The organism is Agrobacterium vitis (genome assembly GCF_013337045.2).
Classification (GTDB): Bacteria; Pseudomonadota; Alphaproteobacteria; order Rhizobiales; family Rhizobiaceae; genus Allorhizobium; species Allorhizobium vitis_B.
The window spans coordinates 422,156-445,292 of the sequence record NZ_CP118259.1 but is presented as its reverse complement, the minus strand read 5'-3'; the positions used below and the strand labels follow the sequence as shown (position 1 = coordinate 445,292).

19 protein-coding genes are annotated in these 23,137 nt (G+C 58.4%); 5 read left to right on the top strand and 14 right to left on the bottom strand.

The genetic code is table 11. The features are described from left to right. Window positions 1-79: 79 nt before the first annotated feature. Window positions 80-2,263, bottom strand: a complete 2,184-nt coding sequence (locus G6L01_RS02025) for a DUF1217 domain-containing protein (protein ID WP_070167871.1) — start codon at window positions 2,261-2,263, stop codon at window positions 80-82. A gap of 593 nt (window positions 2,264-2,856) precedes the next feature. Between G6L01_RS02025 and G6L01_RS02020 the strand changes: the two genes are divergently transcribed. After that, the gene (locus G6L01_RS02020) at window positions 2,857-3,423 is read left to right on the top strand and encodes a DUF6101 family protein (RefSeq protein ID WP_060719132.1); all 567 of its coding nucleotides are present in this window, start codon (window positions 2,857-2,859) and stop codon (window positions 3,421-3,423) included. A gap of 121 nt (window positions 3,424-3,544) precedes the next feature. Here the strand turns inward: G6L01_RS02020 and dmeF are convergent, their stop codons facing one another. The 5 genes from dmeF to G6L01_RS01995 form a co-directional block, all read right to left on the bottom strand. Beyond that, on the bottom strand, window positions 3,545-4,606 hold the full coding sequence (dmeF, locus tag G6L01_RS02015) for a CDF family Co(II)/Ni(II) efflux transporter DmeF (RefSeq protein WP_070167602.1): 1,062 nt from the start codon (window positions 4,604-4,606) through the stop codon (window positions 3,545-3,547). After that, window positions 4,603-4,878 carry a metal/formaldehyde-sensitive transcriptional repressor gene (locus G6L01_RS02010; protein WP_070151837.1) on the bottom strand — a complete coding sequence of 92 codons (276 nt, stop codon included), beginning with the start codon at window positions 4,876-4,878 and terminating at the stop codon, window positions 4,603-4,605. Before G6L01_RS02010 ends, dmeF begins: the two co-directional genes overlap by 4 nt. A gap of 74 nt (window positions 4,879-4,952) precedes the next feature. Beyond that, window positions 4,953-5,906: a 4-hydroxybenzoate octaprenyltransferase gene (ubiA, locus tag G6L01_RS02005; RefSeq protein WP_070167870.1), complete on the bottom strand. Its 954-nt coding sequence runs from the start codon at window positions 5,904-5,906 to the stop codon at window positions 4,953-4,955. A 71-nt stretch (window positions 5,907-5,977) separates the two neighbouring features. Next, on the bottom strand, window positions 5,978-7,234 hold the full coding sequence (locus G6L01_RS02000; RefSeq protein WP_070167601.1) for a cyclopropane fatty acid synthase: 1,257 nt from the start codon (window positions 7,232-7,234) through the stop codon (window positions 5,978-5,980). 235 nt (window positions 7,235-7,469) lie between these two features. Then, the gene (locus G6L01_RS01995) at window positions 7,470-9,782 is read right to left on the bottom strand and encodes a Tex family protein (RefSeq protein ID WP_070167600.1); all 2,313 of its coding nucleotides are present in this window, start codon (window positions 9,780-9,782) and stop codon (window positions 7,470-7,472) included. Window positions 9,783-10,014: 232 nt separating this feature from the next. Here G6L01_RS01995 and G6L01_RS01990 point away from each other — a divergent pair, with 232 nt between their 5' ends. The 4 genes from G6L01_RS01990 to G6L01_RS01975 all read left to right on the top strand — a co-directional run bounded on the left by G6L01_RS01990 (window position 10,015) and on the right by G6L01_RS01975 (window position 14,986). Continuing rightward, window positions 10,015-11,082 (top strand): acyltransferase family protein, encoded by a 1,068-nt coding sequence (locus G6L01_RS01990; RefSeq protein ID WP_070167599.1) that lies wholly within the window; start codon window positions 10,015-10,017, stop codon window positions 11,080-11,082. A gap of 53 nt (window positions 11,083-11,135) precedes the next feature. After that, window positions 11,136-12,416, top strand: coding sequence for a phosphoribosylamine--glycine ligase (gene purD / locus G6L01_RS01985; RefSeq protein ID WP_070167869.1), 1,281 nt, complete (start codon window positions 11,136-11,138; stop codon window positions 12,414-12,416). Between the two features lie 111 nt (window positions 12,417-12,527). Then, entirely contained in the window at window positions 12,528-12,947 is a 420-nt protein-coding gene (locus G6L01_RS01980; protein WP_070167598.1) for a plant virulence effector HPE1-like domain-containing protein, read from the top strand. Window positions 12,948-13,153: 206 nt separating this feature from the next. Then, the gene (locus G6L01_RS01975) at window positions 13,154-14,986 is read left to right on the top strand and encodes a methyl-accepting chemotaxis protein (protein ID WP_070167597.1); all 1,833 of its coding nucleotides are present in this window, start codon (window positions 13,154-13,156) and stop codon (window positions 14,984-14,986) included. A gap of 52 nt (window positions 14,987-15,038) precedes the next feature. On the opposite strand, the gene G6L01_RS01970 is transcribed toward G6L01_RS01975, so the two are convergent. From G6L01_RS01970 to G6L01_RS01935, 8 genes are all read right to left on the bottom strand, one after another. Continuing rightward, the gene (locus tag G6L01_RS01970; protein WP_070167596.1) at window positions 15,039-15,533 is read right to left on the bottom strand and encodes a 2-thiouracil desulfurase family protein; all 495 of its coding nucleotides are present in this window, start codon (window positions 15,531-15,533) and stop codon (window positions 15,039-15,041) included. 101 nt (window positions 15,534-15,634) lie between these two features. Then, a complete protein-coding gene (locus G6L01_RS01965; RefSeq protein WP_081344257.1) occupies window positions 15,635-16,009 on the bottom strand; it encodes a type II toxin-antitoxin system RelE/ParE family toxin in 375 nt (124 codons plus the stop codon). Next, a complete protein-coding gene (locus G6L01_RS01960) occupies window positions 15,936-16,175 on the bottom strand; it encodes a type II toxin-antitoxin system ParD family antitoxin (RefSeq protein ID WP_070167594.1) in 240 nt (79 codons plus the stop codon). The genes G6L01_RS01965 and G6L01_RS01960 overlap by 74 nt, the downstream gene beginning before the upstream one ends. Before the next feature lie 130 nt (window positions 16,176-16,305). After that, window positions 16,306-18,843: a glycine--tRNA ligase subunit beta gene (glyS, locus tag G6L01_RS01955; RefSeq protein ID WP_070167593.1), complete on the bottom strand. Its 2,538-nt coding sequence runs from the start codon at window positions 18,841-18,843 to the stop codon at window positions 16,306-16,308. Window positions 18,844-18,949: 106 nt separating this feature from the next. Beyond that, window positions 18,950-20,221 (bottom strand): 3-phosphoshikimate 1-carboxyvinyltransferase, encoded by a 1,272-nt coding sequence (locus tag G6L01_RS01950; protein ID WP_070167868.1) that lies wholly within the window; start codon window positions 20,219-20,221, stop codon window positions 18,950-18,952. 124 nt (window positions 20,222-20,345) lie between these two features. Then, complete coding sequence (locus G6L01_RS01945) at window positions 20,346-21,086, bottom strand: DUF4328 domain-containing protein (protein WP_070167592.1); 741 nt, start codon at window positions 21,084-21,086, stop codon at window positions 20,346-20,348. 33 nt (window positions 21,087-21,119) lie between these two features. After that, window positions 21,120-22,052, bottom strand: a complete 933-nt coding sequence (locus G6L01_RS01940; protein ID WP_041697566.1) for a glycine--tRNA ligase subunit alpha — start codon at window positions 22,050-22,052, stop codon at window positions 21,120-21,122. Between the two features lie 255 nt (window positions 22,053-22,307). Beyond that, window positions 22,308-22,772 carry a hypothetical protein gene (locus G6L01_RS01935; protein ID WP_071206275.1) on the bottom strand — a complete coding sequence of 155 codons (465 nt, stop codon included), beginning with the start codon at window positions 22,770-22,772 and terminating at the stop codon, window positions 22,308-22,310. Window positions 22,773-23,137 lie beyond the last annotated feature (365 nt).

Genomic DNA, 23,137 nt, shown 5'->3' with positions numbered 1-23,137 from the left:
CCATCACGGTTTATACCAGATCTCAAAGACCCTCATGGAACGTCGACTTGACGGAATTATGCAACAGATAGCTTATTCTTTACAGGCTGTTGACGGATTCGAGCAGGCTGGCGCTGATGCCGCTGGTCGAAGAGCTGCCACCCAGAATGGTCAGCGCGGCATTGGCCGAGGAGCCGGTATCGTTCTCAAGATCGTACATGGCCGTAAATCGTTGCAGGAATTTCGTCTGCTTTTCAGGATCACTCAGATCCTTCAGGTCCATTTTCTTCTCAATGACCTTTTTCTGCTGCTCGATATCCATGTTACTCATGTCGCTGGGCAGGCTATAGGCGGTGCGGAACACTTCCAGCAGCGCCGTATCGCCCAGAATGTCATAGGCAGACGTAATGGTCGACGACATGCGATCCCAGTAAAGGGCAAGGCGCACACCCTGGTCGCTTTCGCCCTGCTCATTTTCCAGGGTCTGGTGCAGATAGAGATTTTCGGTGTTAAAGGTCTCACTGCGGTTCTGCACACCATCGGCATTTTCCTGGGAAATCTTGCCGCTACTATCGAAATTATAGGAGGCGACGAATTTCGCATAGTTCTCGTCGGCCTGGGTATTGGCAAAGCTTTTCGGATCTGTGAGATCAGACGAAAACAGCTGCTTGAGCATGTCGTCACTGACATCTTCCGGGTCGAGCCCGTGCGCCGTCAGGCCAAAATCCACCAGCTTGCGATCCTTGAGCAGATCCGTGACAGATGTGACCTTGACGATATTCTCCTGGTAATATTTGGAATCCTCCTCCGCCTTGGTCTTGGCGTCAGTCTGTTCCGTGCCCTCCAGAAACCGGGTTTTCTGGACGATGTAGTCCTTGGCAACCTCGGTTATGGTGCGCTCTGATTGGGCCAGAAGCGGCACGTCAGCCGTCCCATCCTCCTTGAAATTGAAGGCGGACGCCATGCTGATCAGCCGCTCGTCCCGGGTCTTGTTGGCATAGCTTTTGGGATCGTTCATATCGCTGGTCAGAACTTTTTTAAGCTCCGCCTTGGAAAACTCGTCGGTCTCGATGCCATAGGCCTTCATCACCATATCGTAGATTTTCTCATTGCCGAGCAGATCGTCAACCTTGGTGATGGATTTCATCTGAGTGGAATAATAGGTGGTCAGGGAACTGAGATTGGCCTGGTCCTCGTCATCGTAATTGGTCATGTAGCCAGTCGCCGTCTGGGCAAGCTGGGTCTCGCTCTGGGCATTTCCAGCCGTGGCATTCCCGCTGGTGTCGAAGTTGAACATCGCGGCGATCTTGGCATACTCTCCCTTCACCTTGCCCTGGGTATTGGCATAGCTGTTGGCATCGTTCAGATCGCTGCTGACGATGTTCTCAAAGGTGGATTTCAGCGTATTCTTGTCCATGCCAAGGGCAGTCTTCACATAGCTGAACAGCCGCGAATCCCCCGTAATATCCGAGGACTTGGTGACGGTAGCAATCTTTTCCTTGTAGTAGGCGGCTTCGCGCTCGGCCTGGTAGGCGGTCTCGGTGCTGGGAACTTCCTCCAGATAAAGATCTTCCATCTCCGTTTTCTGATCGGAGGTCTGGGCCGTCGCGTTTTTCAGCGAACCGTCGGTATTGAAGGAAAAGGCCTTGGCGATATTCAGGTAATCCGACTTGTTGGTGGTCAGAGTATTGACGTAACTGGTACTGTCGTTGACATCGCTGGTCAGGACCTTTTTCAAATGGTCGGTGGAATAATATTTGGTGTCGAGCCCATAGGATTCGAGCACGAATTTGGTCAGGCGGCTGTTCTTCAAGAGGTCATCCACATTGGTGACCTTGTCGATAGCGGAATCGTAATATTGCACCTCTTCCTTGGCTTCGTCGCCTTCGGTAACAAGCGATTGCTTGTAGAGGCCAATCACATCCTCTTCCTGCTTGTCGGTCTGGATATCGGCGGTCTCGGCGGAAAAATTGAAGGACCTGGCAAAATCGCGGTAACGGTCGTCGGACAGCTTGTTGGCATAGCTGTTTTCGTCTGACAGATCGCTTTCCAGCACCTTTTTCATGAAGGCCTTGGCATAGGTCATGTCTTCCAGACCGTTGGCCTTCATCGTATATTGGTAGAGCCGGTCGTCGTTCATGAAGTCGTCGACGGTTTTGACCTTGCCGATATTCTCCTGATAATATTTCTGCTCGCGGGCCACCTCAGGCTCCTGAGACACACGCTTCAGGCTCGCTTTCATATCGCGATTGACAAGATCATAACCGACATAAGTAGACACCATGGCACTGCGTTCCTCGATAAGCTCCAAAAGCGCCGCCCGCCACGTCCCTGGCTGCAACGCCCTCAATCACCGCATAACCCTGCCCCTAACCACCCCTGGCCGGCTGCGTCATGCGAATGTCGGGTAACCCATCATGGCCTACCTGCCTTGCTCCTGGCTTTTGCCGCAAGGCAGAATGGCGTCAAGCAAGAGATACTCACATGCCTGGCGCCCGCCGCATTCCATTCGCGGCATTCAAACTACAACCTGCCAAACACAACCCAAAAGCAATTTTCTGGCAGATCTACACGTATTTTAACATTCACCGATCATACCAATAAAGGTTGGTGACCGATGCAGGTTGTCGTAGCATTATCATCCAAACATAGTAGAATACTCTTAACTAATCCTTCACAATTTTACAAAAGCCGTTCACCAAATCGAAACCGTTAGCGCTGGCAATTCGATAACCATCTGGAACGGCAAAGTTTTCTTAACCGCGATTTTTAAGCGGTCCGGAACCCGGCAAGGCTATCTTTGGCCTCAGAGGACGAAAAGTCCCAGTGAAAAGAGCAGATGCAATAACGGCTCTCAGGTAAAACAAGGGTAGTAAGATGACGAACACGGTTATGAAGCCCGTCTGGGCCGGAGCAACGTTTCGACTGGAACCATCACGGTTTCCGCAACATGTGACTTATACGTTGCGCGATGCTTCCGGCAATGTCTCCGTTACACTCGACGAGCGCGGTGCCGTGCTGCGCAAGATCCTTCCGGCCAGCGGCTTGCCGATGTCCTTTGCCCTTCCAGCCCGGGCTTTCAAGGGGATCGCCGCCCGCGCCATCGACCATGGCAATGGCGAAGTGACCGTGACGCTGGAACTGCATCACGCCGATCCGGACCTGTGCATTCCGCTGCTGGTTGCCCATGATCTCTGCGATATTGCCGCCGACTGGCGCAGCTGGGCTGAAACCTTCCGCATTCCGATGCTGATGGTCGAGGCCGATGGCGTTGCCCGGCCGCTGGAAGAGCATCTAGGCGAATTGCGCGCCGAGCCGCCACGCAGCCGTCGCCGCCATTCCTATTTTGCAGAGCGTCGTCCGCGCTTTCTGGTCCGCCGCACCACCGGTTCGCTGGGCGTTGCGATGAAAATTTCCGGCAAGGAAATCATCGCCCGCCGTTAACAGAGCGGTTGTCGATACGTGAATATTTTAACATGGCTCGCCGGAAAAGGCGGGCCATGTTTCGTTTTGAGGCGACGCATCCCGGAAAAATTCCTCCACCATATCCGTGTGTTGGCGGGGACTATGCCGCCTCGGCGCGCTCAACCTCGACAGTCACATGCGACAAAGCGGCAATCTGGGACAATTTTTCGCGGTACCAGGCGGGAGATTGCGGCTCGCGCGCCACCAGCGAAACGATGGCACCGTGATGACCGGGGCCCAATTGCCAGACGTGAAGATCGGCAATATCGGCCCCTTCCGCTTCAATCACCCGGCGGATAGTGCCGGAGAGGTCTTCGGCATCCGAGACATGATCGAGAAGAACCATGCCGCTATCGCGCATCAGGCCGAAGGCCCAGCTACCAATGACCACCGCGCCTGCGATGCCGATCAGCGGATCGAGCCAGAGCCAGCCGAAAAAACTGCCGAGCAGCAAGGCTGCAATCGCCATGACAGATGTCAGTGCATCCGCCAGTACATGGATATAGGCGGCGCGCAAATTACGGTCGCGACCGCCATGGCTGCCGGACGTTTCTGAATGGGCGTGATGGCCGTGCTCGTGATGCTCATGGTCATGTTTATGCCCATGCCCGTGATGATGGTCTTCCTGAAGCAGCAGCGCGCAGACCAGATTAACGGCCAGGCCAATACTGGCGATGATGATGGCCTCGCTAAAGTTGATGGCGACCGGCTGAAACACCCGCCAGAGACTTTCCCAGGCGATGATAACAGCCACGAGGCCGAGAAATATCGCGCTCGAAAAGGCCGCCAGATCGCCGAATTTGCCGGTTCCGAAGGTAAAACCACTGTTATCAGCATGGCGCCGCGCCAGGCTATAGGCGAGCGCCGAAACAAAAATCGCCCCGGCATGGGTGGCCATATGCCAGCCATCCGCCGTCAGCGCCATGGAGCCGAACAGATTGCCCGCGACGATTTCCACCACCATCATCACGGTGGTGACGCCGATCACTGCCCAGGTGCGACGCTCGTTGCGCTGATGGTCTCTGCCAAGAAAGACATGGCTGTGGCGATTGCCCGGCCCATGCGGATGCGGATGAACATGCCCCTCTTGCCCGTGCGGATGGTGGTCATGAGGGTGATGCTGATGAGAATCGTGGCCTTGAGACGTCGGGGCCTGGGTCATTTCAGGTAGCTCCTGATCACGTCGATGAGTTCGTCGGCGCCTTGATGACGCTCGGATGCGCCGAGATCTTCGGCAACGATATGCTCGCGGATATGCTCTTCGACCAGTTCGGACATCAGCCCGGTCAGGGCTCCCCGCACAGAGGCCGTCAGGTTCATAATATCGCCGCAAGGCTTTTCAGCCAGAAGCGCGGTTTCGATGGCCTCCATCTGTCCCTTCATCCGGCGGACGCGGGCGAGAAGCTTGGCCTGGTGTTTGATTGTATGGCTCATAGTATAGGGGGCTACCCTATTTTGAGAGGAAATACAAGGGATTTCTTATATTCCATAGCCGTCGGGCCGAGAGATCAGGCGAAGGGAATAGCAGCAACCAGACCGATAAACAGGATCAGCCCAACCTTACCATTCAGCTTGAACAGCGCCAAACACTGAACCGGATTGTTGATATCCAGCACCTTGATCTGGTAGCCAAGTAGGACGAGCGCGACAAGCAGGCCAAGATAGGCGGGGAAACTGGCTCCAGCCAAGAGGAAGGACAGGGCCAGCAACAGGCCCATCGCGCCGTAAAATCCGGTGAGCCAGATCTTGGTGTCCTCGGCAAACAGCCTCGCGGTGGAACGAACGCCGATCAGGGCGTCGTCCTCCTTGTCCTGATGGGCATAGATAGTGTCATAGCCGATGGTCCAAACCACGGCGGCGACATAGAGCAGCACGGCCGCCCAGGACAGCGATCCTGTCAGCCCCGCCCAGCCCATCAACCCGCCCCAGGAAAAAGCCAGGCCAAGGAAAAACTGCGGCCAATCGGTAAACCGCTTGGCGAAGGGATAGATCAGTACGATGGCCAGCGACGCCAGGCCAAGCACGATGGAAAACCCGTTAAAACAAAACAGCACCACTGCCCCAACCAGCGCCTGCACAAGGATAAACAGCTTGGCTTGTCCTCGCGTTACCCGCCCCGACGGCAAGGGGCGCGAGCGGGTGCGGGCAACCTCCATATCGATTTTTTCATCGACCAGATCATTATAGGTGCACCCGGCACCGCGCATGGCAACGGAGCCGATGAAAAACAGCAGGAGGTGAGCGATGAAGGTAAAGACCGGTAGCACTCCGCTGGAGGCCAGAAAATTGGCGGCCAGCGCCGATGACCAGAAGCACGGCCACATCAGCAATTCCCAGCCGATTGGCCGGTCCCAGCGGGCCAGTTGCGCATAGGGCCAGACCGCCCGTGGCAACAGGCGGTAGACCCAATTATCGGAAAGCGCGTCCTGGACGCGGGCGGTGGTGTCGCTGGCGGTGCTCATGCTGACGTGATAGCCCAAATCCGCGCCCAAGAAAACTATCCTTAAACCTTGGCCAACAGGCACCGGCTCATTCAGAACAGCACCATTTCCAAGGGTGCGCGCAACGCTTCCGCCGCTTTCAGCGCCTCTTCACGTGCGGCGATATAGTCGCGATTGTCGGGCACACTCATCCGCTTCTTGGTGATTTGCAGCTGGAAAATGAAGAAATCCTCATGGGTGAAGGCCATTTCTGAGCCTGCGAGGTAAAACTCCCACATCCGCACAAAGCGTTCGTCATAAAGCCGCGCCGCCTCTTCGCGGCGCGCCAGGAACCGCTCTCGCCAGTGTCTCAGGGTATGGGCGTAATGCATGGGCAGAATTTCGCAATCGGCCACCAGCAGACCGGATTTTTCAATGGCTGGCAGGACCTCGGCAAGCGACGGGATATAGCCACCGGGGAAGATATATTTCTCGAAAAACGGATTGTTGTAGAGCGCCGGATACGGCTGGCCGATGGAATGCAGGATCATCACCCCATCATCCTGCATCAACTCATGCACCTTGCGGAAATAATGCAGGTAATGGGTTGGGCCGACATGCTCGAACATGCCGACCGACACCAGCCGATCAAACGGCTGGGCCTTCAGTGTGCGGTAATCCTGCAAGTCGAACCGCAGCCTTTCGTCGAGACCGCGTTTGCGCGCCCGTTCGCGCGATACCTTCAACTGTTCTTCGCTGAGAGTGATACCGCTAACATCGACCCCGCAGGTTTCCGCCAGATAGATCCCCATGCCGCCCCAGCCGGAGCCGATTTCCAACACCCGCTGGCCCGGTTCGGCCATCAGCTTTGCGGCGATGTGGCGTTTCTTCGCCAATTGCGCCTCTTCCAGCGAAATGCCCGGCGGATTGAAATAGGCGCAGGAATATTGCCAGTCCTCATCGAGAAACAGGTCGAACAGCTTGGCGCTGAGATCGTAATGATGGGCGACATTGCGCTGGTTGCGGTTAACAGGCAACGCGCCCCGCACTTTCGCCGCCACCACCCGCAGCAGCCCGCGCCAGACCATCGGAAAGGTCAGGTCGGACACCAGCGTATTGGTTTTCACCAGTGCCAGCAGGTCGTAGATATCGCCTTTTTCGAAGGCCATCCGGCCCTGCATGTAGATCTCACCCAGCTTTAGCTGTGCATCGCGATAGATCTCGTCTTCTGCCTGGTCATCGAAGAAATGGATCGCAATCGGCGGCCCCGAACCATCTCCGAAACGCTGCATCTGGCCATCGGCCCCGATGACCTCCAGCGTGCCTTTACGGATGATCCTCATCAACATGCCACGAAGAGACGATGCCATTGACACCTCCTGAAAGGAAAGAGATTGCCTGTCCGCTAACGGCAACCCTATCCTCTCTCATGACGCTGACAAGTATGCTTTTGTCACATAACCTTCAAAAATCCATGGAACTTTTCCGAAAAGCAAAACACGCGCTCACCTCAGGATGTGCGCGTGTTTTGCGTTCCCGCAATAGTTTATGATGCATCAGACCGGAAAAACGGGCACCGGTTTGCGGGCTGATACTGGTGACGGATTATTTCTTGCGCATCGCCTCGGCCAAGGCCGCCCCCAGGCCACCCATCGCCGGCTTTTCATCGCGGGCCGGTTTCGGGTTGGCATTGCGCATCACCGCCGGGCCGCGATTGTCGCGGGCTGACGGTGGCGGGGCTTCGCCACCATCCTTGCGCATGGTCAGCGCAATGCGCTTGCGCTTCACGTCCACTTCCACCACCCGGACTTTCACCACATCACCGGCCTTGACCACCTCATGTGGGTCTTTGACGAATTTGTCGGCCAGTTGCGAGACATGCACCAAGCCATCCTGGTGCACGCCAATATCGACAAAGGCCCCGAAGGCCGCGACATTGGTGACCGTGCCTTCCAGCAACATGCCGGGCTTCAGGTCGGTGATTTCTTCCACGCCATCGGCAAAGGTGGCAGTCTTGAAGCTCGGGCGCGGGTCACGACCCGGCTTTTCCAGCTCGGCCAGAATATCTTTCACCGTTGGCAAACCAAATTGCTCATCGACGAACTGGCGCGGGTCCAAACCTTTCAACAGGCTGCTATCGCCCATCAGGGTGCGCAGATCCCGCCCGCAGGCCGCAACGATTTTCTTGGCGACCCCATAGGCTTCCGGGTGAACAGACGAAGCATCCAACGGCTCCTTACCATCAGGAATGCGCAGAAATCCGGCGCATTGCTCAAACGTGCGCGCACCCAGCCGGGCCACTTTCAGCAATTCCTTGCGACTGGAAAACGGTCCGGTCTGGTCGCGGTGGGCCACGATTGCCTCGGCAATCGAGCCGCCCAGCCCGGATACCCGCGCCAGAAGCGGAGCCGATGCGGTGTTGAGATCGACGCCAACCGCATTCACCGCATCTTCCACCACGGCATCCAGCGAACGGCCTAAACGGCCCTGATCGACATCATGCTGATACTGGCCAACGCCGATGGATTTCGGATCAATCTTCACCAGTTCCGCCAATGGGTCTTGCAGACGCCGCGCAATCGACACCGCACCGCGCAAGGAAACATCGAGATTGGGGAATTCCTTGGCGGCCAGTTCCGACGCCGAATAGACCGAGGCGCCTGCTTCCGAGACGATGACCTTGGTGGGTTTCTTGCCGGTCGCGGGCAATTGCGCCAGCATATCGGCCACCAGCTTTTCCGTCTCACGGCTGCCGGTGCCATTGCCGATGGAGATCAGATCGACGCCGTGCTTGCGGATCAGCCCCGCCAGCTCGGCCTGGGTGCCGCGAATGTCATTCTTGGGCGGGAAAGGATAGACCGTCGTGGTTTCCAGCACCTTGCCAGTGCCATCGACGACAGCGACTTTCACGCCGGTGCGGATGCCCGGATCAAGTCCCATGGTGGGGCGCGAACCGGCAGGGGCCGCCAATAGCAAATCCTTGAGATTGCGGGCAAAAACGTGAATGGCCTCTTCTTCGGCCCGCTCCCGCAGGTCGCGCATCAGGTCCAGTGACAGCGACATGGAGAGCTTAACCCGCCAGGTCCAGCCCGCCACCTCCATCAGCCATTGATCGGCGGGGCCTTTTTGACCGATCTGATAGGCCGACGCAATCATCCGGTGGGTGGGCTTGATCAGTGAGGTGTCGTCCTTGTCCGCCTCAATGGTCAGCGTCAAAATCTCTTCATTCCAGCCGCGCAGCATAGCCAGGGCCCGGTGGCCTGGCACCGTTGCCCAGCGCTCGAAATGGTCGAAATAATCGGCGAATTTCTCGCCAGACGCCTGTTTGCCATCGACCACCTTGGCATAGAGGATCGCCTTGTCCTTCAGGTAATTGCGCAGGCTCTTCAACAGATCGGCATTTTCCGCCATGGCTTCGGCAACAATATCGCGCGCACCTTCCAGGGCCGCTTTGACGTCGGCCACTTCGCCCTTCACATAGGCCTCTGCCAGCTTGGCCGGATCACTGCTGCGGTCTTCCCAAATCGCATTGGCCAGCGGCTCCAAACCCTTTTCGCGGGCGATTTCGGCGCGGGTGCGGCGTTTGGGCTTATAGGGCAGATAGATGTCTTCCAGCTCCGCCTTGGTGGTGGTGCGGGCAATCTTGATGGCCAGTTCATCGGTCATCTTGTCTTGTGAGGTGATGCTATCGACAATCGCTTTGCGGCGCGCGCCAAGCTCACGCAAGTAAGTCAAGCGCTCGGCCAGATTGCGCAATTGCGTATCATCCAGCCCACCGGTGACTTCCTTGCGGTAGCGGGCGATGAAGGGAACCGTGGCACCGCCATCCAACAAATCCACCGCGGAGATCACCTGATCGGCTCGGGCATTGATCTCGCTCGCAATCAGTGCGGCAATGGATTTGATGTCGTCGGCCATGAAACTTCCTTCTTGATCGTGCGGCGCGCACTGTAGCCAGCCAATCGGGCAACACAACAGCCAAGCAGCGCGACTCCACAGGAAAGCCGCCAGAAGATCAACCTGCGAGTTAACCATTCCGCTAGGAAAACACCCGCCGAACAAGGTTAACCATTTATGACCATTCACTTTTTCTCCACTGCCCCTATAGTTCGAAATGGAACAGGCACACCCTGCCAGGAACGGGTCAGCGATGAATAAAAGTCAGTATATCCAAAGCCTTGACGGGTTGCGCGGCCTTGCCGCCTTTGCCGTAGTGCTCTCGCATATGCCCTTGCTGCTTGGCATCAGCCTTCCGGCCCTGCTGGTCGGCGATCCCTCGGTGGCGCTATTCTTTTCGCTCAGCGGCTTTCTGATGGCTCATCTTTATGGCGCAAAGCCCTTCACCCGCGCCAGTGTGGCCGATTATCTCGTGCATCGCTTCGTGCGGATCTATCCGGTCTATCTCGTCGCGGTGCTGCTGGTCATCCTGCTGTCGGCCATTCCGGCATTGCACTATATCCAGCCGATCACCGGTCTGGTGGAAATCTTCCGCCATATCGCCATGCTCGGCTCCAGCGGCGTGTTCTGGTCGGTGCCACCGGAAATCCAGTTCTATCTGTTTTTCCTGCTGCTCTGGCTGTGTTTCGAAAATCCGGCCAAGCGCCCCGGCCTTTGCGCGGCCATCGCTGGCGGATTTGCCATTGCCATGTATCTCGGCTTTCCCGGCCCCGGCATCGTGCTGCTGTCGAAAATTCCCTATTTTCTATTCGGCGCGCTGGCAGGCAGAGTGTTTTCCGCTGGCTATTGCCGGCCCGCAACGGTGCTTTCCGGTCTCGTGGTCCTTGGGTTGATCGCCCTGTTCTTTCTCGGCCAAAGCTTTTATGCCGCCGCCAATGCCTTCTGGGGGACGTCAACGGCGCTGATCGCCACCATCATCGTCTATCTGGCCGCCTGCGAAGCGCCGATCTCGAAGGCGGTGCTGGCCTCGGCACCGCTGCGCTTTGCAGGACGGATCAGCTTTTCGCTCTATCTCTTCCACATGCCAGTCAGCTTCCTGACACTCACGGCGCTGCGCAATGCGTTTGGCGCCACCCTTCCCGGCTGGCTTGCCGCCCTTATCATGATTTTCGCCAGCCTCGGGATAGCAACGCTCAGCTATAGCCTCATCGAAAAACCGTCCCGCCGCTTCTTTCTCGGCCTGTGGAAGGCACGTTTCCCGGCATTGTCTTCCGCAACGGGTAAACCGGACATTCCCGCTGCCGCGCACCTTTCCTCTTGACCTTTTCGGCTGCCCGCCTTAACCGCCGGGCAGGTTTTCCAGAGGGCTTTGCCATGAATATTCTGCTGATCGGTTCGGGTGGACGTGAACATGCGCTGGCCTGGAAGCTTGCCCAATCGCCGCTGATCGGCGCGTTCTACGCCGCCCCGGGCAATCCCGGCATTGCCGAACATGCCGAACTGGTCGACATCAATATCGATGACCACACCGCCGTCATCGCCTTCTGCAAGGACAAGGCAGTGGATTTTGTCGTGGTCGGGCCGGAAGCGCCGCTGGTAGCAGGGCTTGCCGATGCGCTGCGGGCTGCGGGCCTCACCGTTTTCGGTCCATCGGCGGCCGCCGCGCAACTGGAAGGCTCGAAGGGCTTTACCAAGGATGTCTGCGCCCGCTTCAATATCCCGACCGGCGCTTACCAGCGCTTCAACAATGCGCCGAAAGCCAAGGCCTATGTGCGCCAGCAGGGCGCGCCAATCGTTATCAAGGCCGATGGCCTGGCGGCTGGCAAGGGCGTGACCGTGGCAATGACGCTGGACGAGGCGCTGTCGGCTATCGATGATTGTTTCGAAGGCGCCTTCGGGGCCGCAGGCGCCGAAGTGGTGGTGGAGGCGTTTCTGGATGGTGAGGAAGCCAGCTTCTTCTGCCTTTGCGATGGCAAGACGCTGTTGCCGCTGGCCACCGCTCAGGACCATAAGCGGGTCGGCGATGGCGATACCGGCCCCAATACCGGCGGCATGGGTGCCTATTCCCCTGCCCCCGTGATGACGCCTGACATGGTGGAGCGCACCTTGCGCGAGATCATCGAGCCGACAATGCGCGGCATGGCGGAACTGGGCATGCCGTTTTCCGGTGTGTTCTTTGCGGGGTTGATGATCACCGAAAAAGGCCCCGAACTGATCGAATACAATGTGCGCTTTGGCGATCCGGAATGCCAGGTGCTGATGATGCGGCTGAAAAGCGATCTTCTGCCGCTGCTGCATGCCTGCGCCACCGGCACGCTGGACCAGGTTGCAGCCGAGTGGCACGACGATCCGGCTCTGACTGTGGTTCTGGCCTCGAAAGGCTATCCCGGCAGTTTCACCAAGAACACCCCGATTGCCGCCGTCCCTGCCGCCAGCGATGAAGCAAAGGTTTTCCATGCCGGCACCGCCCTGAAGGATGGCCAGTTGATTGCCACCGGCGGGCGCGTGCTGAACGTCACGGCCCGCGGCAAGACGGTGGCTGAAGCACAGGCCAAGGCCTATGCGCTGGCCCGGCAAGTCGAGTGGGACAATGGTTTCAGCCGCAACGATATCGGCTGGCAGGCGATTGCCCGCGAAAAGCAATCGGAATCCTGATCCAAAACGAGCAATCGATAAAATTTGAACATTCCGGATTACGGCGCGACAACATCCTTTGGCTAATCTCTCCCCAAGAATTTGAGGAGCCAGCCGTTGAGGAACCAGTCAATGCGTGTCGTGATCGCCACTCTTGCTACCCTGTTGCTGTCACAGACAGCGCAGGCCTCGTCCATCGAAATAATCGGTGGCGGCGACGTGGCAACGCCCAGCATTTCGGCCATGTCCTGCTCAGCCTGCCCACCCAGCGCCCCGATAAAAGCGCCGGAACAGGCCCAAGAAATCCTAGCGGAAGGCACCCAGCGGATCGAGCTTCGCGATAACAACGGCCATAAACAGCTGCTGCGCACTGAAGCCTGGTTGGGCGGCTCGCCCGTCACCTTCGTTCAGAAGGCGGATGGCTGGCTGGACCATGACAATCAATTGGTGGGGCTGGCCGGAGACGGGCTCGACACGGCAACGACCACCGCAGCCGTCGGCGATGATCATCGCCCTCTCGATGCTGCCAGCATGCAACTGCGCCTGAAATAATCCCTCCGCTGCCGACCGTTGGTGTAGATGAAGCAACACTCCGAAACGGTGCCACTGCATTTGCCATTTGCGACATAAAAGCGCCCCACAACCAGCCACCAATAGTTGACAAAATACAACCAATGGCCGTTAAAACACCGCCTTTATGCTTTTTTTAGCAAATTCCACTATAATCCTTGAAAATTGATCGAGGCTGGAAGAGACCCATGAAAAATCTCAGGATTTCGCTGCAACTGTTCCTTCTGGTCGGCGGATTGATGGCAGCTTTCGCGATTGCGACATTCTTCCAGATCCGCTCCTCAGAGCAAACCATCTATACCCAACGCTATGAAATGCTGCGCACCGAGGTGGAAACCGCCATTTCGGTGATGAAGCTTTACAATGCCAAGGAAGTGGCGGGAACCCTGTCGCGGGCCGATGCGCAAAAGCAGGCCTATGAGACAATCAACGCGCTGAAATTCGATCCGGACGGCTATTTCTTTGGCTACGACTATGATGTGACCATGCTGTTTCATCCCGATCCGAAGCGGGTCGGGCAGAATTTCAAGGGCAAGGCCGATAGCAAGGGCTTTGCCTATCGTGACGAACTGGTCAAGCTTGGCAAGGCTGGTGGTGGCCGCACCGATTTCTATGGTCCCAAGCCGGGTCAGGAAGGCAATGATTTCCGCAAGAGTTCCTATGCCAAGGCCTTTGAGCCCTGGGGTGTGGTCGTCGTGACAGGCCTTTACATGGATGATCTCGATGCGGAAGTGAATGCGGCCATCTTCAAGGCCATGTCCATGGGCCTGATCGTCTTCGTCATCGGTCTTGCCGCCGCTTATGTGGTAATCCGTGGCATTTCGCGGCCACTGACGGCCATTCACGATGCGCTGCGGGCTGTGGCCGATGAAAACGTCACCCTGGCCATTCCCCACACCAATATGAGCAATGAAGTCGGCATGATGGCCAAGGCCACCAAATCCTTGCAGGAAAAGGTGCGCGAACGCCATGCCATGGTGGCCCGCCAGGAGGAACAGCAGCGCGAGTTGGACAGCGAGCGCCAGCAGAACGCAGACCGGCAGGCTGAAGAGGCCCGCGCCCAGGCGCATGTGGTTGCCACCATCGGTGCCTCGCTGGAAAAGCTGGCGACCGGCGATCTGACCGTGCGCTGCGCCGATCTCGGCACCAAATACGAAGATCTGCGTCATAATTTCAACGATGCCCTGACCCGATTGGAGCAGGCCATGGCCCGCGTCAGCCTGAAGGGCAACGATATCAGTGTCAGCAAGGAAGAAATCCGCCGCGCCTCCGGCGAACTTTCAAGCCGCACCGAGCGTCAGGCCGCCAATCTGGAAGAAACCTCGGCAGCCTTGGACGAACTGACCGTGGCAATCCGCCAGACCGCTGATGGTGCCCGCGAGGCGGCAAGCCGGGTGAAATCGGTCAGCCAGGAAGCCCAGCAGAGCGACGGCATTGTCAGCCACGCCATTGAGGCAATGAGCGGTATCGAAAAATCCTCCGAGGAAATCACCAAGATCATCGGGGTGATCGACGAAATCGCCTTCCAGACCAATCTTCTGGCGCTGAACGCCGGTGTGGAAGCAGCGCGTGCTGGCGAAAGCGGCAAGGGATTTGCGGTCGTCGCCCAGGAAGTGCGCGAACTGGCACAACGCTCGGCGGCAGCCGCCAAGGAAATCAAGGCGCAGATCGCCCGCTCGTCGGCCCAGGTCAATGAAGGCGTGCAATTAGTGGGACGCACCGGTGACGCTCTGAAGCGGATTTCCACCCAGATCACCGAGGCCAACGAAGTGGTGGCACGGATTGCCGCCAGCGCCCAGGAACAAGATACGACTCTGCGCTCAATCTCGTCCGCGCTCAACGTGCTCGACACCACCACCCAGCAGAATGCCGCCATGGCCGAGGAAACCACTGCCTCAGCCGAGCTTCTCGCCAATGACACCGGCGACCTTCTCAACCTGATCCAGGGTTTTCGCGTCAACCAGCAGGCTGATGGTGCGGCTCTTGGTGGCATGGCCCAACAGATGCGCCGGGCGGGCTGAAACAGATCACTCCCAAGACAAAGCCGGCGGAGCAATCCGGCGGCTTTGTCTATTAAGAGACGCTTGAAAGCACTGCCTCCAGCGCCTCGACATCCCTATCTGAAAACACCGCAACACCCGCCTGTTTCAACAGTGCCGCTGTCACACCGAAACCCGGATGGCGTTTTCCCGAAAACGAGCCGTCATAGATAAAGCCGGAGCCGCAGGACGGGCTGCCATCAATCAATAGCGCATAGCGGCAGCCCTGTTCCAGCGCCACATCCACCGCCTTACGGCCACCGGCGATGAACTCTGCGGTGACATCGCCGCCAGTCACTTCCACAACACGGGCGCGGCCATGCAGCACATCCTCCCCATTGCCGCCCTGCTCAATTTCCGCTGGCGGACGCGGGGTCGGCAGGCCACCGGCCTGTTCCGGGCAGAACGCAACGAGCCGCCCCTCGTCTTGCCAGCGGGCAATAGCGGGATGATGCAGGGGCTTTCCCTTGCCATCATAGCGCACCGGACGACCCATCAGGCAGGCGCTGATCAGGATTTTATCGATCATGAGAGCATCGGACCGAAAAGTGGGAACCGGTTTTCGGATAAATCCGATGCGCAAACAAAAACTGAGAGCATCGCGCTGATTCCGGTTTTCTGCACGATGCTCTAGCCAAGCTGGCGTTCCACATCCATGCGTTCGTGAAGAACACGGATAATGTCGATGATGGCAAATTCCAATTTTCGATAGAAAACCAAGTGAACACCCACTCTACGCCGACGATAATCCCTTCTGATCCAGGATACATCCTCACCGGCATCGGGGAACGCCGCGATCTCCTCAAACTTGTCGAAGAGTAGGTTGAGATAGCGCTCAGCCTGTTCATGTGACCAGCGTTCAATTCCATAGGACCAGATTTCACGAAGATCCTGCTCTGCGGCAGGGCGAAGCCGGTATTCACCCACTGGTTTAAAGGCCGCTGCGCAAATCGTTGATGAAGGATTGCCTGTCGATTTTACGGGCAGGTCCGCTGTTTTCCCCATCCGCCAACGCCTGACGGAGGGTGTTCAGCTTGCGCTGCTCTTGCTCCAATAAACGCAGACCGGCTTCAACCACTTCACGTGACGAACCGTAACGACCGCTTTCAACCTGCCGGTCGATGAAAGGAGCGAACTGGTCGCTGATCGCAATGTCTACCGGCTTCGCCATCCATCTGCCTCAAAACGCATGCGCCCAACACCAGCGCGACCAGATAAATATAAGCCTATCGCGCATTTTGCGCAATGACAGGCGGGGCAGGCCAATATGCCCGACCCGACCATCGAATCATCCGGCGACCTTACCCGGCGATTTTGGAGAAATCCGCCACCGTGCCGGTTGCCTCGCGGATCGCTTTCAACAGTGCCAGACGATTGGCGCGGATGGCAGCGTCTTCGTCATTGACCAGCACATCCTCGAAGAACTTATCCACTGGCGCACGCAGGGTGGACAGTGCCTGCATGGCGGAGCGGAAATCTTCCTTAGCCACGGCCTCGGCTGCGGATTGGGTAGCCTGGGTGATGGCGGCATAAAGCGCTTTTTCGGCGTCGAGTGTCAGCAGCGCCTCGGACACGCCATCGGCCACCACCGTCCCCTTCTTTTCCTCCGCTGCCAGCAGCTGCGTGGCGCGCTTGGTGCCAGCCAACAGGTTCTTGCCGTCTTCGGAGGTGATGAAAGCGGTGAGCGCTTCGGCACGGCGGGCGACCATGAGTAGGTCGGCGGCGGCAGAGAAAGCCCCCTCACCCTGCGCTGCATGACCCTGCCGGACAGCCGCGCTGCCCTCTCCCCGCTGGGGAGAGGAGGCCGACACAGCATCGCCAAGCTCCCTCTTCTCCCCAGCGGGGAGAAGGTGGCCCGCAGGGCCGGATGAGGGGGCGGCGAGCACAGCGTCGATGATGTCGTGACGTGCGCCTTGATCGCGGAGGTAGACTTTCAGGCGCTCGTGGAAGAACTCGATAATCGAGACACATACGTCAGATAAAGCTGCAATATTCCACCCACCCTGGGCCGTTGTCATGATGACAGTCGCTTTTTCTGCCCGCGCTCTAAAACGCTCATGTAGAACAGCTTCAGCGTACTCTTCCCACTCGGTTTCGTAAGACGTTATGTCATGCGGAACAACACTGGAATTGAAATAGACGAAACCCTCTTCTCGTCCGACGACCCACGTTGATTTCTGGGCTTGGTGAAGCGCAACATATGCTGTTGTTATAACATCCAACAACGGCAACCGCACATTCTTCTCCAACAAAATCCGCACCACACCCAGCGCTGCCCGCCGCAGTGCAAACGGGTCCTTCGACCCTGTCGGCTTTTCATCAATCGCCCAGAAACCAACCAGCGTATCCAGCTTGTCGGCCAGCGCCACCGTAATCGCCACCTTGTCTTCCGGCAGGCGGTCCGATGGGCCTTGCGGCTTATAATGATCCTCGATGGCCGCAGCCACGCTCTCAGGCTCACCCTGGAGCGCTGCATATTTGCGGCCCATCAAGCCTTGCAGTTCGGGGAATTCGCCGACCGCTTCGGTGCGCAGATCGGCCTTGGCCAGCACCACGGCGCGGTCAACCAAGGCAACATCTGCACCGACGACAGGAGCCAGAACCTTGGCCAAAGCGCGGATGCGGGCCACCCGCTCGCCTTGGCTTCCGAGCTTGGCGTGGAAGGTCACATTCAACGCATCCAGCTTGGCCATCCGCTGGTCGAGCGGTTTTTTCAGGTCGAGGCCGAATTTTGCGGCAGAGGCTTGCAGCGTTTCCAGATCCGGCAAATTGCCCTGGTCGCGCTTCCAGAAATGCAGGGCGTCGGACAGGCGGGCGCGCACCACCTTGCCATTGCCGTGGATGATTTCCGCGCCGCCATCATGGGCGGCGATGTTGGAGATCAGGATGAAATGGTTGGAGAGCGCATCACTCTCGCCAATTGGCCGGGTGACGAAGCATTTCTGGTTAGTCTTGATGGTCAGCCGGATGATTTCCGAGGGGATCGACAGGTAATCGGCCTCAAACGTGCCGAGCAGGACCTGCGGATATTCCACCAGGCCGGACACTTCTTCCAGCAGGCCCTCATCTTCCACCAGGTCCAGCCCGTTGGCAAAGGCGATATCGCGGGCGTCGTGCAGGATGATGTCCTTGCGCCGTTCGGCATCAAGGATCACCTTGGCCTTTTCGAGGCTCGAGACATAATCGTCGAAGCGCCGCACGGTGATGGCATCCGGCGCGTGGAACCGATGGCCATAGGTGATGTTGGAGGCGGTGATCCCGTCGATGTCGAAGGGAATGATCGCCACTTCGTCATGCTCGGAGCCGAAGGTACAGAGAATGGATTGCAGCGGCCGCACCCAGCGCAGGCTTTCCGACCCCTTGCCCTCGATGCCGCCAAACCGCGATCCCTTCGGCATGGAAGCCGCACCTGATCGCATGGACTTCGGCCAGGGAAAACTACGGATAATGCCGGGCATCACCTCGGTGATGATCTCTTCCGCTGACCGGCCCGGCTTATCGATCATCGCGACGTAGAAATCGCCCTTCTTGGGATCGGTCTTGACCACGGCCTGATCGATGGAGGCAAGCCCCGCGCCGCGCAGAAAGCCCTCAATGGCCTTTTCCGGCGCCGAGACGCTTGGTCCCTTGCGCTCTTCCTTGACATCGGCAGAGCGGGCCGTCAGGCCGCGAATGTCCAGCACCAGCCGGCGCGGCGTCCAATATTCCCGCGCACCCTCATAGGTCAGGCCCGCATCGACAAGTGCATCGGTGACCAGCTTTTTCAGATCACCCGCCGCCTTGCGCTGCATGCGTGCGGGGATTTCCTCGGAGCGAAGTTCAAGCAGAAGATCGGGCATGTGTCTTTTCCTTGCCTCAACAAGACGAGGCCAGTGGTTTTACAGGTAGACCCTGCTAGCAAAATTGTGAGGGGGCTTACAATGGCAAACTGCCATTGTAAGCGGATCAGTCGTTCTGATAGTCCACCCCAAGCGAGGCCAGCGCGTCCCAATAGCCGGGATAGGTTTTGGCCACGCAGCCGGGATCAAGAATGGTGATGCCGGAGATTTTCAGGCCCGCCAGCGCAAAGCTCATGGCGATGCGGTGATCGGCGAAGGTGTCGATCTTCGCGGGCAGGGTCTGTCCCGCCAGCGTCGGGTCGGCGGCGATGATCAGATCGTCGCCCTCTTCTGTGGCAAGGCCGGGGCGGATGGCGTTGAGGCCGGTCGAAAGCGCCCGGATACGGTCGCATTCCTTGACACGCAGATTGGCGATGCCGACGAAACGCACCGGTGTTTGGTTGAAGGCCGCCAGCACGGCAATGGTCGGGATGGCGTCCTGCATCTGGCTGCCGTCGATCACCTCGGGCATCTGCGGGAAAGCGGAAATGACAGCATGGGCCTTGGCATCCGGCTGGGTAAACTGCCCGGCTGGCGTGCCGATATCGACCTTGCCACCGGTCAGCACTTCCGCAGCCCAGAGATAGGTGGCGGCGGAGGCATCCGGCTCGATGTGGAAATCGCTTGCCTTGTAGCCGGTCGGCTCGACCCGCCAGATGGTTTCGGACGGTTGCTCAATGCGGGCGCCGAAGGCGCGCATAGCAGCAAGCGTCAGGTCGATATAGCCGCGCGCGCCGATCTCGCTGCCGGCCAGTTCCACCTCGAACGCCTCGCCCGCCATCGGCGCGGCCATCAGCAGGGCCGAAACATATTGGCTGGAGAGACCGGCATCGATCACCACCCGATTTTTGGCAAACGCGCCCTTGGCATCGATGGCAACCGGCGGGCAGCCGCTTGGGGCGGCAATCGCCACGCCCAGCGATTGCAGCGCATCGACCAGCGGCTGGATTGGCCGTTTGCGCATATGCTCGTCGCCGTCGATGGTGAAACGGCCATTGGCCAGCGCCACCGCCGCCGTCAGGAAGCGGGTCGCTGTCCCGGCGTTGCCCAGAAACAATGCCTGATCAGGGGCGCGCCACAGGCCCGCGCCGGTCACGACGAAGGTGGTTCCATCAGGTTCCTCGACGGTGACGCCCATGGCTCTCAGCGCATCCGCCATATAGCGGGTGTCATCGCTTTTCAGCGCGCCGGTCAACCGGCTGGTGCCATTGGCCAGACCCGCCAACAGCAGCACGCGGTTGGTGATCGACTTCGAGCCGGGTGGGCTGACATGGCCGGTTAACGGCTTTGCGGGCGGCAGGATGGTGAGGGCTTCGGCGGTCTGGGCGGTAAGGGTCATGAGCATGTCCGTGGGTTAACCGGGCTTTTGCCTGCTGCATAATTCCTTAAATCGTTTCCGGCTTAAGGACTTATGCAAGTAGCGCGCCGCCGTTTCCATTGCAATCTTCAATGTGCCAACCCCTTCAAGCTTCAGGCAGATCGCGATCCAGGAACAACCGTGCCAGCCTGGTTTCCTGGGCTTTCGCCATCGTACGGGCATAGGCATCCATGGCCAAAAGCGAAAGCAGGGTCGCAACCCCACCGGCAGCAGCAAGATGCAGGATATGTTGACTATGGGCCGAGAACTGCAACCGGTCGGCCAGAGCCTGCGATACGACATTCATCACCGTCAGGCTCACCAGATTGCAGACCAGAATGGATGGGGCGAGCCAGTACAAGTCTCGAACATTCAGAGCTGGCAAATCATGATCCGGCGCTTGTCCTTCCGGCGGAGCGTGGTCATCGCGCATGGTGATGCGGGCAATTTCCATCATCACCACCTGAGGCAGTATATATTTGATGATCGGCACGAACCAGCAGATCACCGAGACCCAGGGGCCAAGTCGTGGTGGCGCATCGGGTGAAAGACGGGCGGCGAAGTGAACGGCAAACCAGAGCCAGGCCAGCCAGAAACAGGCGCTTGCAACCCGAAACGCGAAGGCGCCAATCTCGATGAAAGCCGCCCAGCGACCAACACCCTGCGCCAGCCAGCTGGTGACGCCGGTAGAGGTCGCAAAGCCGGTGGCCGCCACCACATATTGGACCCAGGCGGTGTAGAGAAAAAACGGCACCAGGATGAAATAAAACACCCCGCAGAGAGCGGCCAGAATCAGCCAGCCGCGCCGCATCCATGTCATTCGCCGGAGAAGGGTGTCCAGCGTCATGCCCTTGCCCTCTCCCCAGCCGTTTCCAAACTCTTACGCGGCCTTGCCGAAATTCGCGCCACCGGCATCGGTCTGCAAAAAGGCCTCGCCACACGCCTTGGCCAGGGTGCGCACCCGCAGGATATAGCTCTGGCGCTCAGTCACGGAAATCACCCCGCGCGCATCGAGCAGGTTGAAGACGTGAGAGGCCTTGATGCACTGGTCATAGGCCGGGAATACGCATTTATGCAGCACCTGATTGGCGCTTTCGCCCGGCGCACCGGCATCCAGCAGCGCCTGGCATTCCTTCTCGGCATCGGTAAAATGCCGCAGCAGCATTTCGGTATTGGCATATTCGAAATTATGGCGGGAATATTCCTGCTCGGCTTGCAGGAAAACATCGCCATAGGAGATCTTTTCCTCGCCTTCGCGGCCGTTGAAGTTCAGGTCATAGACATTGTCGACGCCCTGCACATACATGGCCAGACGCTCCAGACCATAGGTCAGTTCGCCCGCCACCGGCGAGCATTCGATGCCGCAGACCTGCTGGAAATAGGTGAATTGCGAGACTTCCATGCCGTCGCACCAGCATTCCCAGCCAAGACCCCAGGCGCCCAGCGTTGGGCTTTCCCAATCGTCTTCCACAAAGCGCACGTCATGCAGCAGCGGATCGAGACCGATGGCCTTCAACGAGCCAAGATATAGCTCCTGCAGGTTGGATGGGTTCGGCTTCAGGATCACCTGATATTGGTAGTAATGCTGCAAGCGATTGGGATTTTCGCCATAGCGGCCATCGGAAGGACGGCGCGAGGGCTGAACGTAAGCAGCCTTCCAAGGCTTGGGGCCAAGCGCACGCAACGTCGTTGCCGGGTGAAACGTACCAGCGCCGACTTCCATATCATAGGGTTGCAGCACGGCGCAGCCCTTGTCGGCCCAGTAATTGTGCAGCGTCAGGATCAGCGCCTGAAAGGAGCGCTTCGGGTCCATATGCGGGGCGGAAGCCGAAGGAGCGAGAGGAAGCGTCATGGGAACCTGCATTTATCATCGAAGTCAAAGGGTCAGTCTGACCTGCCATGCGCGGCCTTTGCGGTCAAGAGTGGCGTCGCTTGCCAGAGGACGTCGCTTGCCAGAGTCTGTCAGGCTCACATTGAACCAGAGTACACGACGCAAACGTTTTGATATGCCGCTCACTCTCCTTCAGATTACCGTAGCTTGAGCGGGCCGTCACCATCTTGCCTATCGTCAATCCTCAGTTTGACGACCGTCTTGCTGCTGGGTCTGGTGTTGTCTCAAGAATTCCCGCACGCGCTCAAGGGCGTCAGCCGGATCGGACCGGCGGTGGTATTCTTCGAGAATGATCTGTTCGATTTGCTGACGGATGGTGCGGCGTCCCAATTCTTCGCTATCGGGCAGGGTGCGATTCTGGGGCAGCAGGGTGCGGCGGGCTTCCTCTAATCGGGCTTGAAGGTTGGTTGCCGCGTCGAGAATGGTGACATCGATTATCTCCGCCGAGTCTTCCGGGCGCTGTGGCGGTTGGTAAATTGTCGCTTGGGGTGGGTTTCCCGGTCTCTCCCGCCTGTGGCGCAGCAGCAGCGCCAACACGCTGATCGCAAAAACCGGCGGTGTCAGGATGGCGAGCGCCTTGATCCAGTCGGATGAGGATTGCCACGTATCGAAAAGATCGGCCCAGAGGTTGTAATCGGCCATTGTCCATTGCCTCCCACGCTTGAAAACCAAGCGATCGCCAGAGAACGTCTCTGGCGATCGGGGAGGTAGAAAAGCCGCAAAGAGACGACCGCCCTGGCCTTTAAGCCGAAGCTCTGGACATACGCCAAGGCCTCCCCGACCATAGAAGGTGGAGAGTGGACCATATAGACATAGCCCACCGCCTCAGCCACAAACCTATGGCTGAGGGGTGTCTTTATAACGACCGACACCGGCCGCTCTTTGCGGAGTTTTCTACGCTCCGGGATCGGTGCGTTACAACCGATCCTGAACTGGTTCTAGCGTATAAAGAGTGGAGGGGAAAGGGGGGGGCACCAGCGCCGTGCGCCATAGATGGCGCACAAAGT

Coding starts and splice junctions, on each gene's coding strand:
- G6L01_RS01990 (WP_070167599.1), top strand. CDS start 10,015: ATGAATAAAAGTCAGTATATCCAAAGCCTTGACGGGTTGCGCGGCCTT.
- G6L01_RS02025 (WP_070167871.1), bottom strand. CDS start 2,263: ATGGTGTCTACTTATGTCGGTTATGATCTTGTCAATCGCGATATGAAA.
- G6L01_RS02010 (WP_070151837.1), bottom strand. CDS start 4,878: ATGAGCCATACAATCAAACACCAGGCCAAGCTTCTCGCCCGCGTCCGC.
- G6L01_RS01935 (WP_071206275.1), bottom strand. CDS start 22,772: ATGGCCGATTACAACCTCTGGGCCGATCTTTTCGATACGTGGCAATCC.
- G6L01_RS01995 (WP_070167600.1), bottom strand. CDS start 9,782: ATGGCCGACGACATCAAATCCATTGCCGCACTGATTGCGAGCGAGATC.
- G6L01_RS02020 (WP_060719132.1), top strand. CDS start 2,857: ATGACGAACACGGTTATGAAGCCCGTCTGGGCCGGAGCAACGTTTCGA.
- G6L01_RS01980 (WP_070167598.1), top strand. CDS start 12,528: ATGCGTGTCGTGATCGCCACTCTTGCTACCCTGTTGCTGTCACAGACA.
- G6L01_RS01970 (WP_070167596.1), bottom strand. CDS start 15,533: ATGATCGATAAAATCCTGATCAGCGCCTGCCTGATGGGTCGTCCGGTG.
- purD (WP_070167869.1), top strand. CDS start 11,136: ATGAATATTCTGCTGATCGGTTCGGGTGGACGTGAACATGCGCTGGCC.
- glyS (WP_070167593.1), bottom strand. CDS start 18,843: ATGCCCGATCTTCTGCTTGAACTTCGCTCCGAGGAAATCCCCGCACGC.
- dmeF (WP_070167602.1), bottom strand. CDS start 4,606: ATGACCCAGGCCCCGACGTCTCAAGGCCACGATTCTCATCAGCATCAC.
- G6L01_RS01965 (WP_081344257.1), bottom strand. CDS start 16,009: ATGGGGAAAACAGCGGACCTGCCCGTAAAATCGACAGGCAATCCTTCA.
- G6L01_RS01945 (WP_070167592.1), bottom strand. CDS start 21,086: ATGACGCTGGACACCCTTCTCCGGCGAATGACATGGATGCGGCGCGGC.
- ubiA (WP_070167870.1), bottom strand. CDS start 5,906: ATGAGCACCGCCAGCGACACCACCGCCCGCGTCCAGGACGCGCTTTCC.
- G6L01_RS01950 (WP_070167868.1), bottom strand. CDS start 20,221: ATGACCCTTACCGCCCAGACCGCCGAAGCCCTCACCATCCTGCCGCCC.
- G6L01_RS01940 (WP_041697566.1), bottom strand. CDS start 22,052: ATGGACCCGAAGCGCTCCTTTCAGGCGCTGATCCTGACGCTGCACAAT.
- G6L01_RS02000 (WP_070167601.1), bottom strand. CDS start 7,234: ATGGCATCGTCTCTTCGTGGCATGTTGATGAGGATCATCCGTAAAGGC.
- G6L01_RS01960 (WP_070167594.1), bottom strand. CDS start 16,175: ATGGCGAAGCCGGTAGACATTGCGATCAGCGACCAGTTCGCTCCTTTC.
- G6L01_RS01975 (WP_070167597.1), top strand. CDS start 13,154: ATGAAAAATCTCAGGATTTCGCTGCAACTGTTCCTTCTGGTCGGCGGA.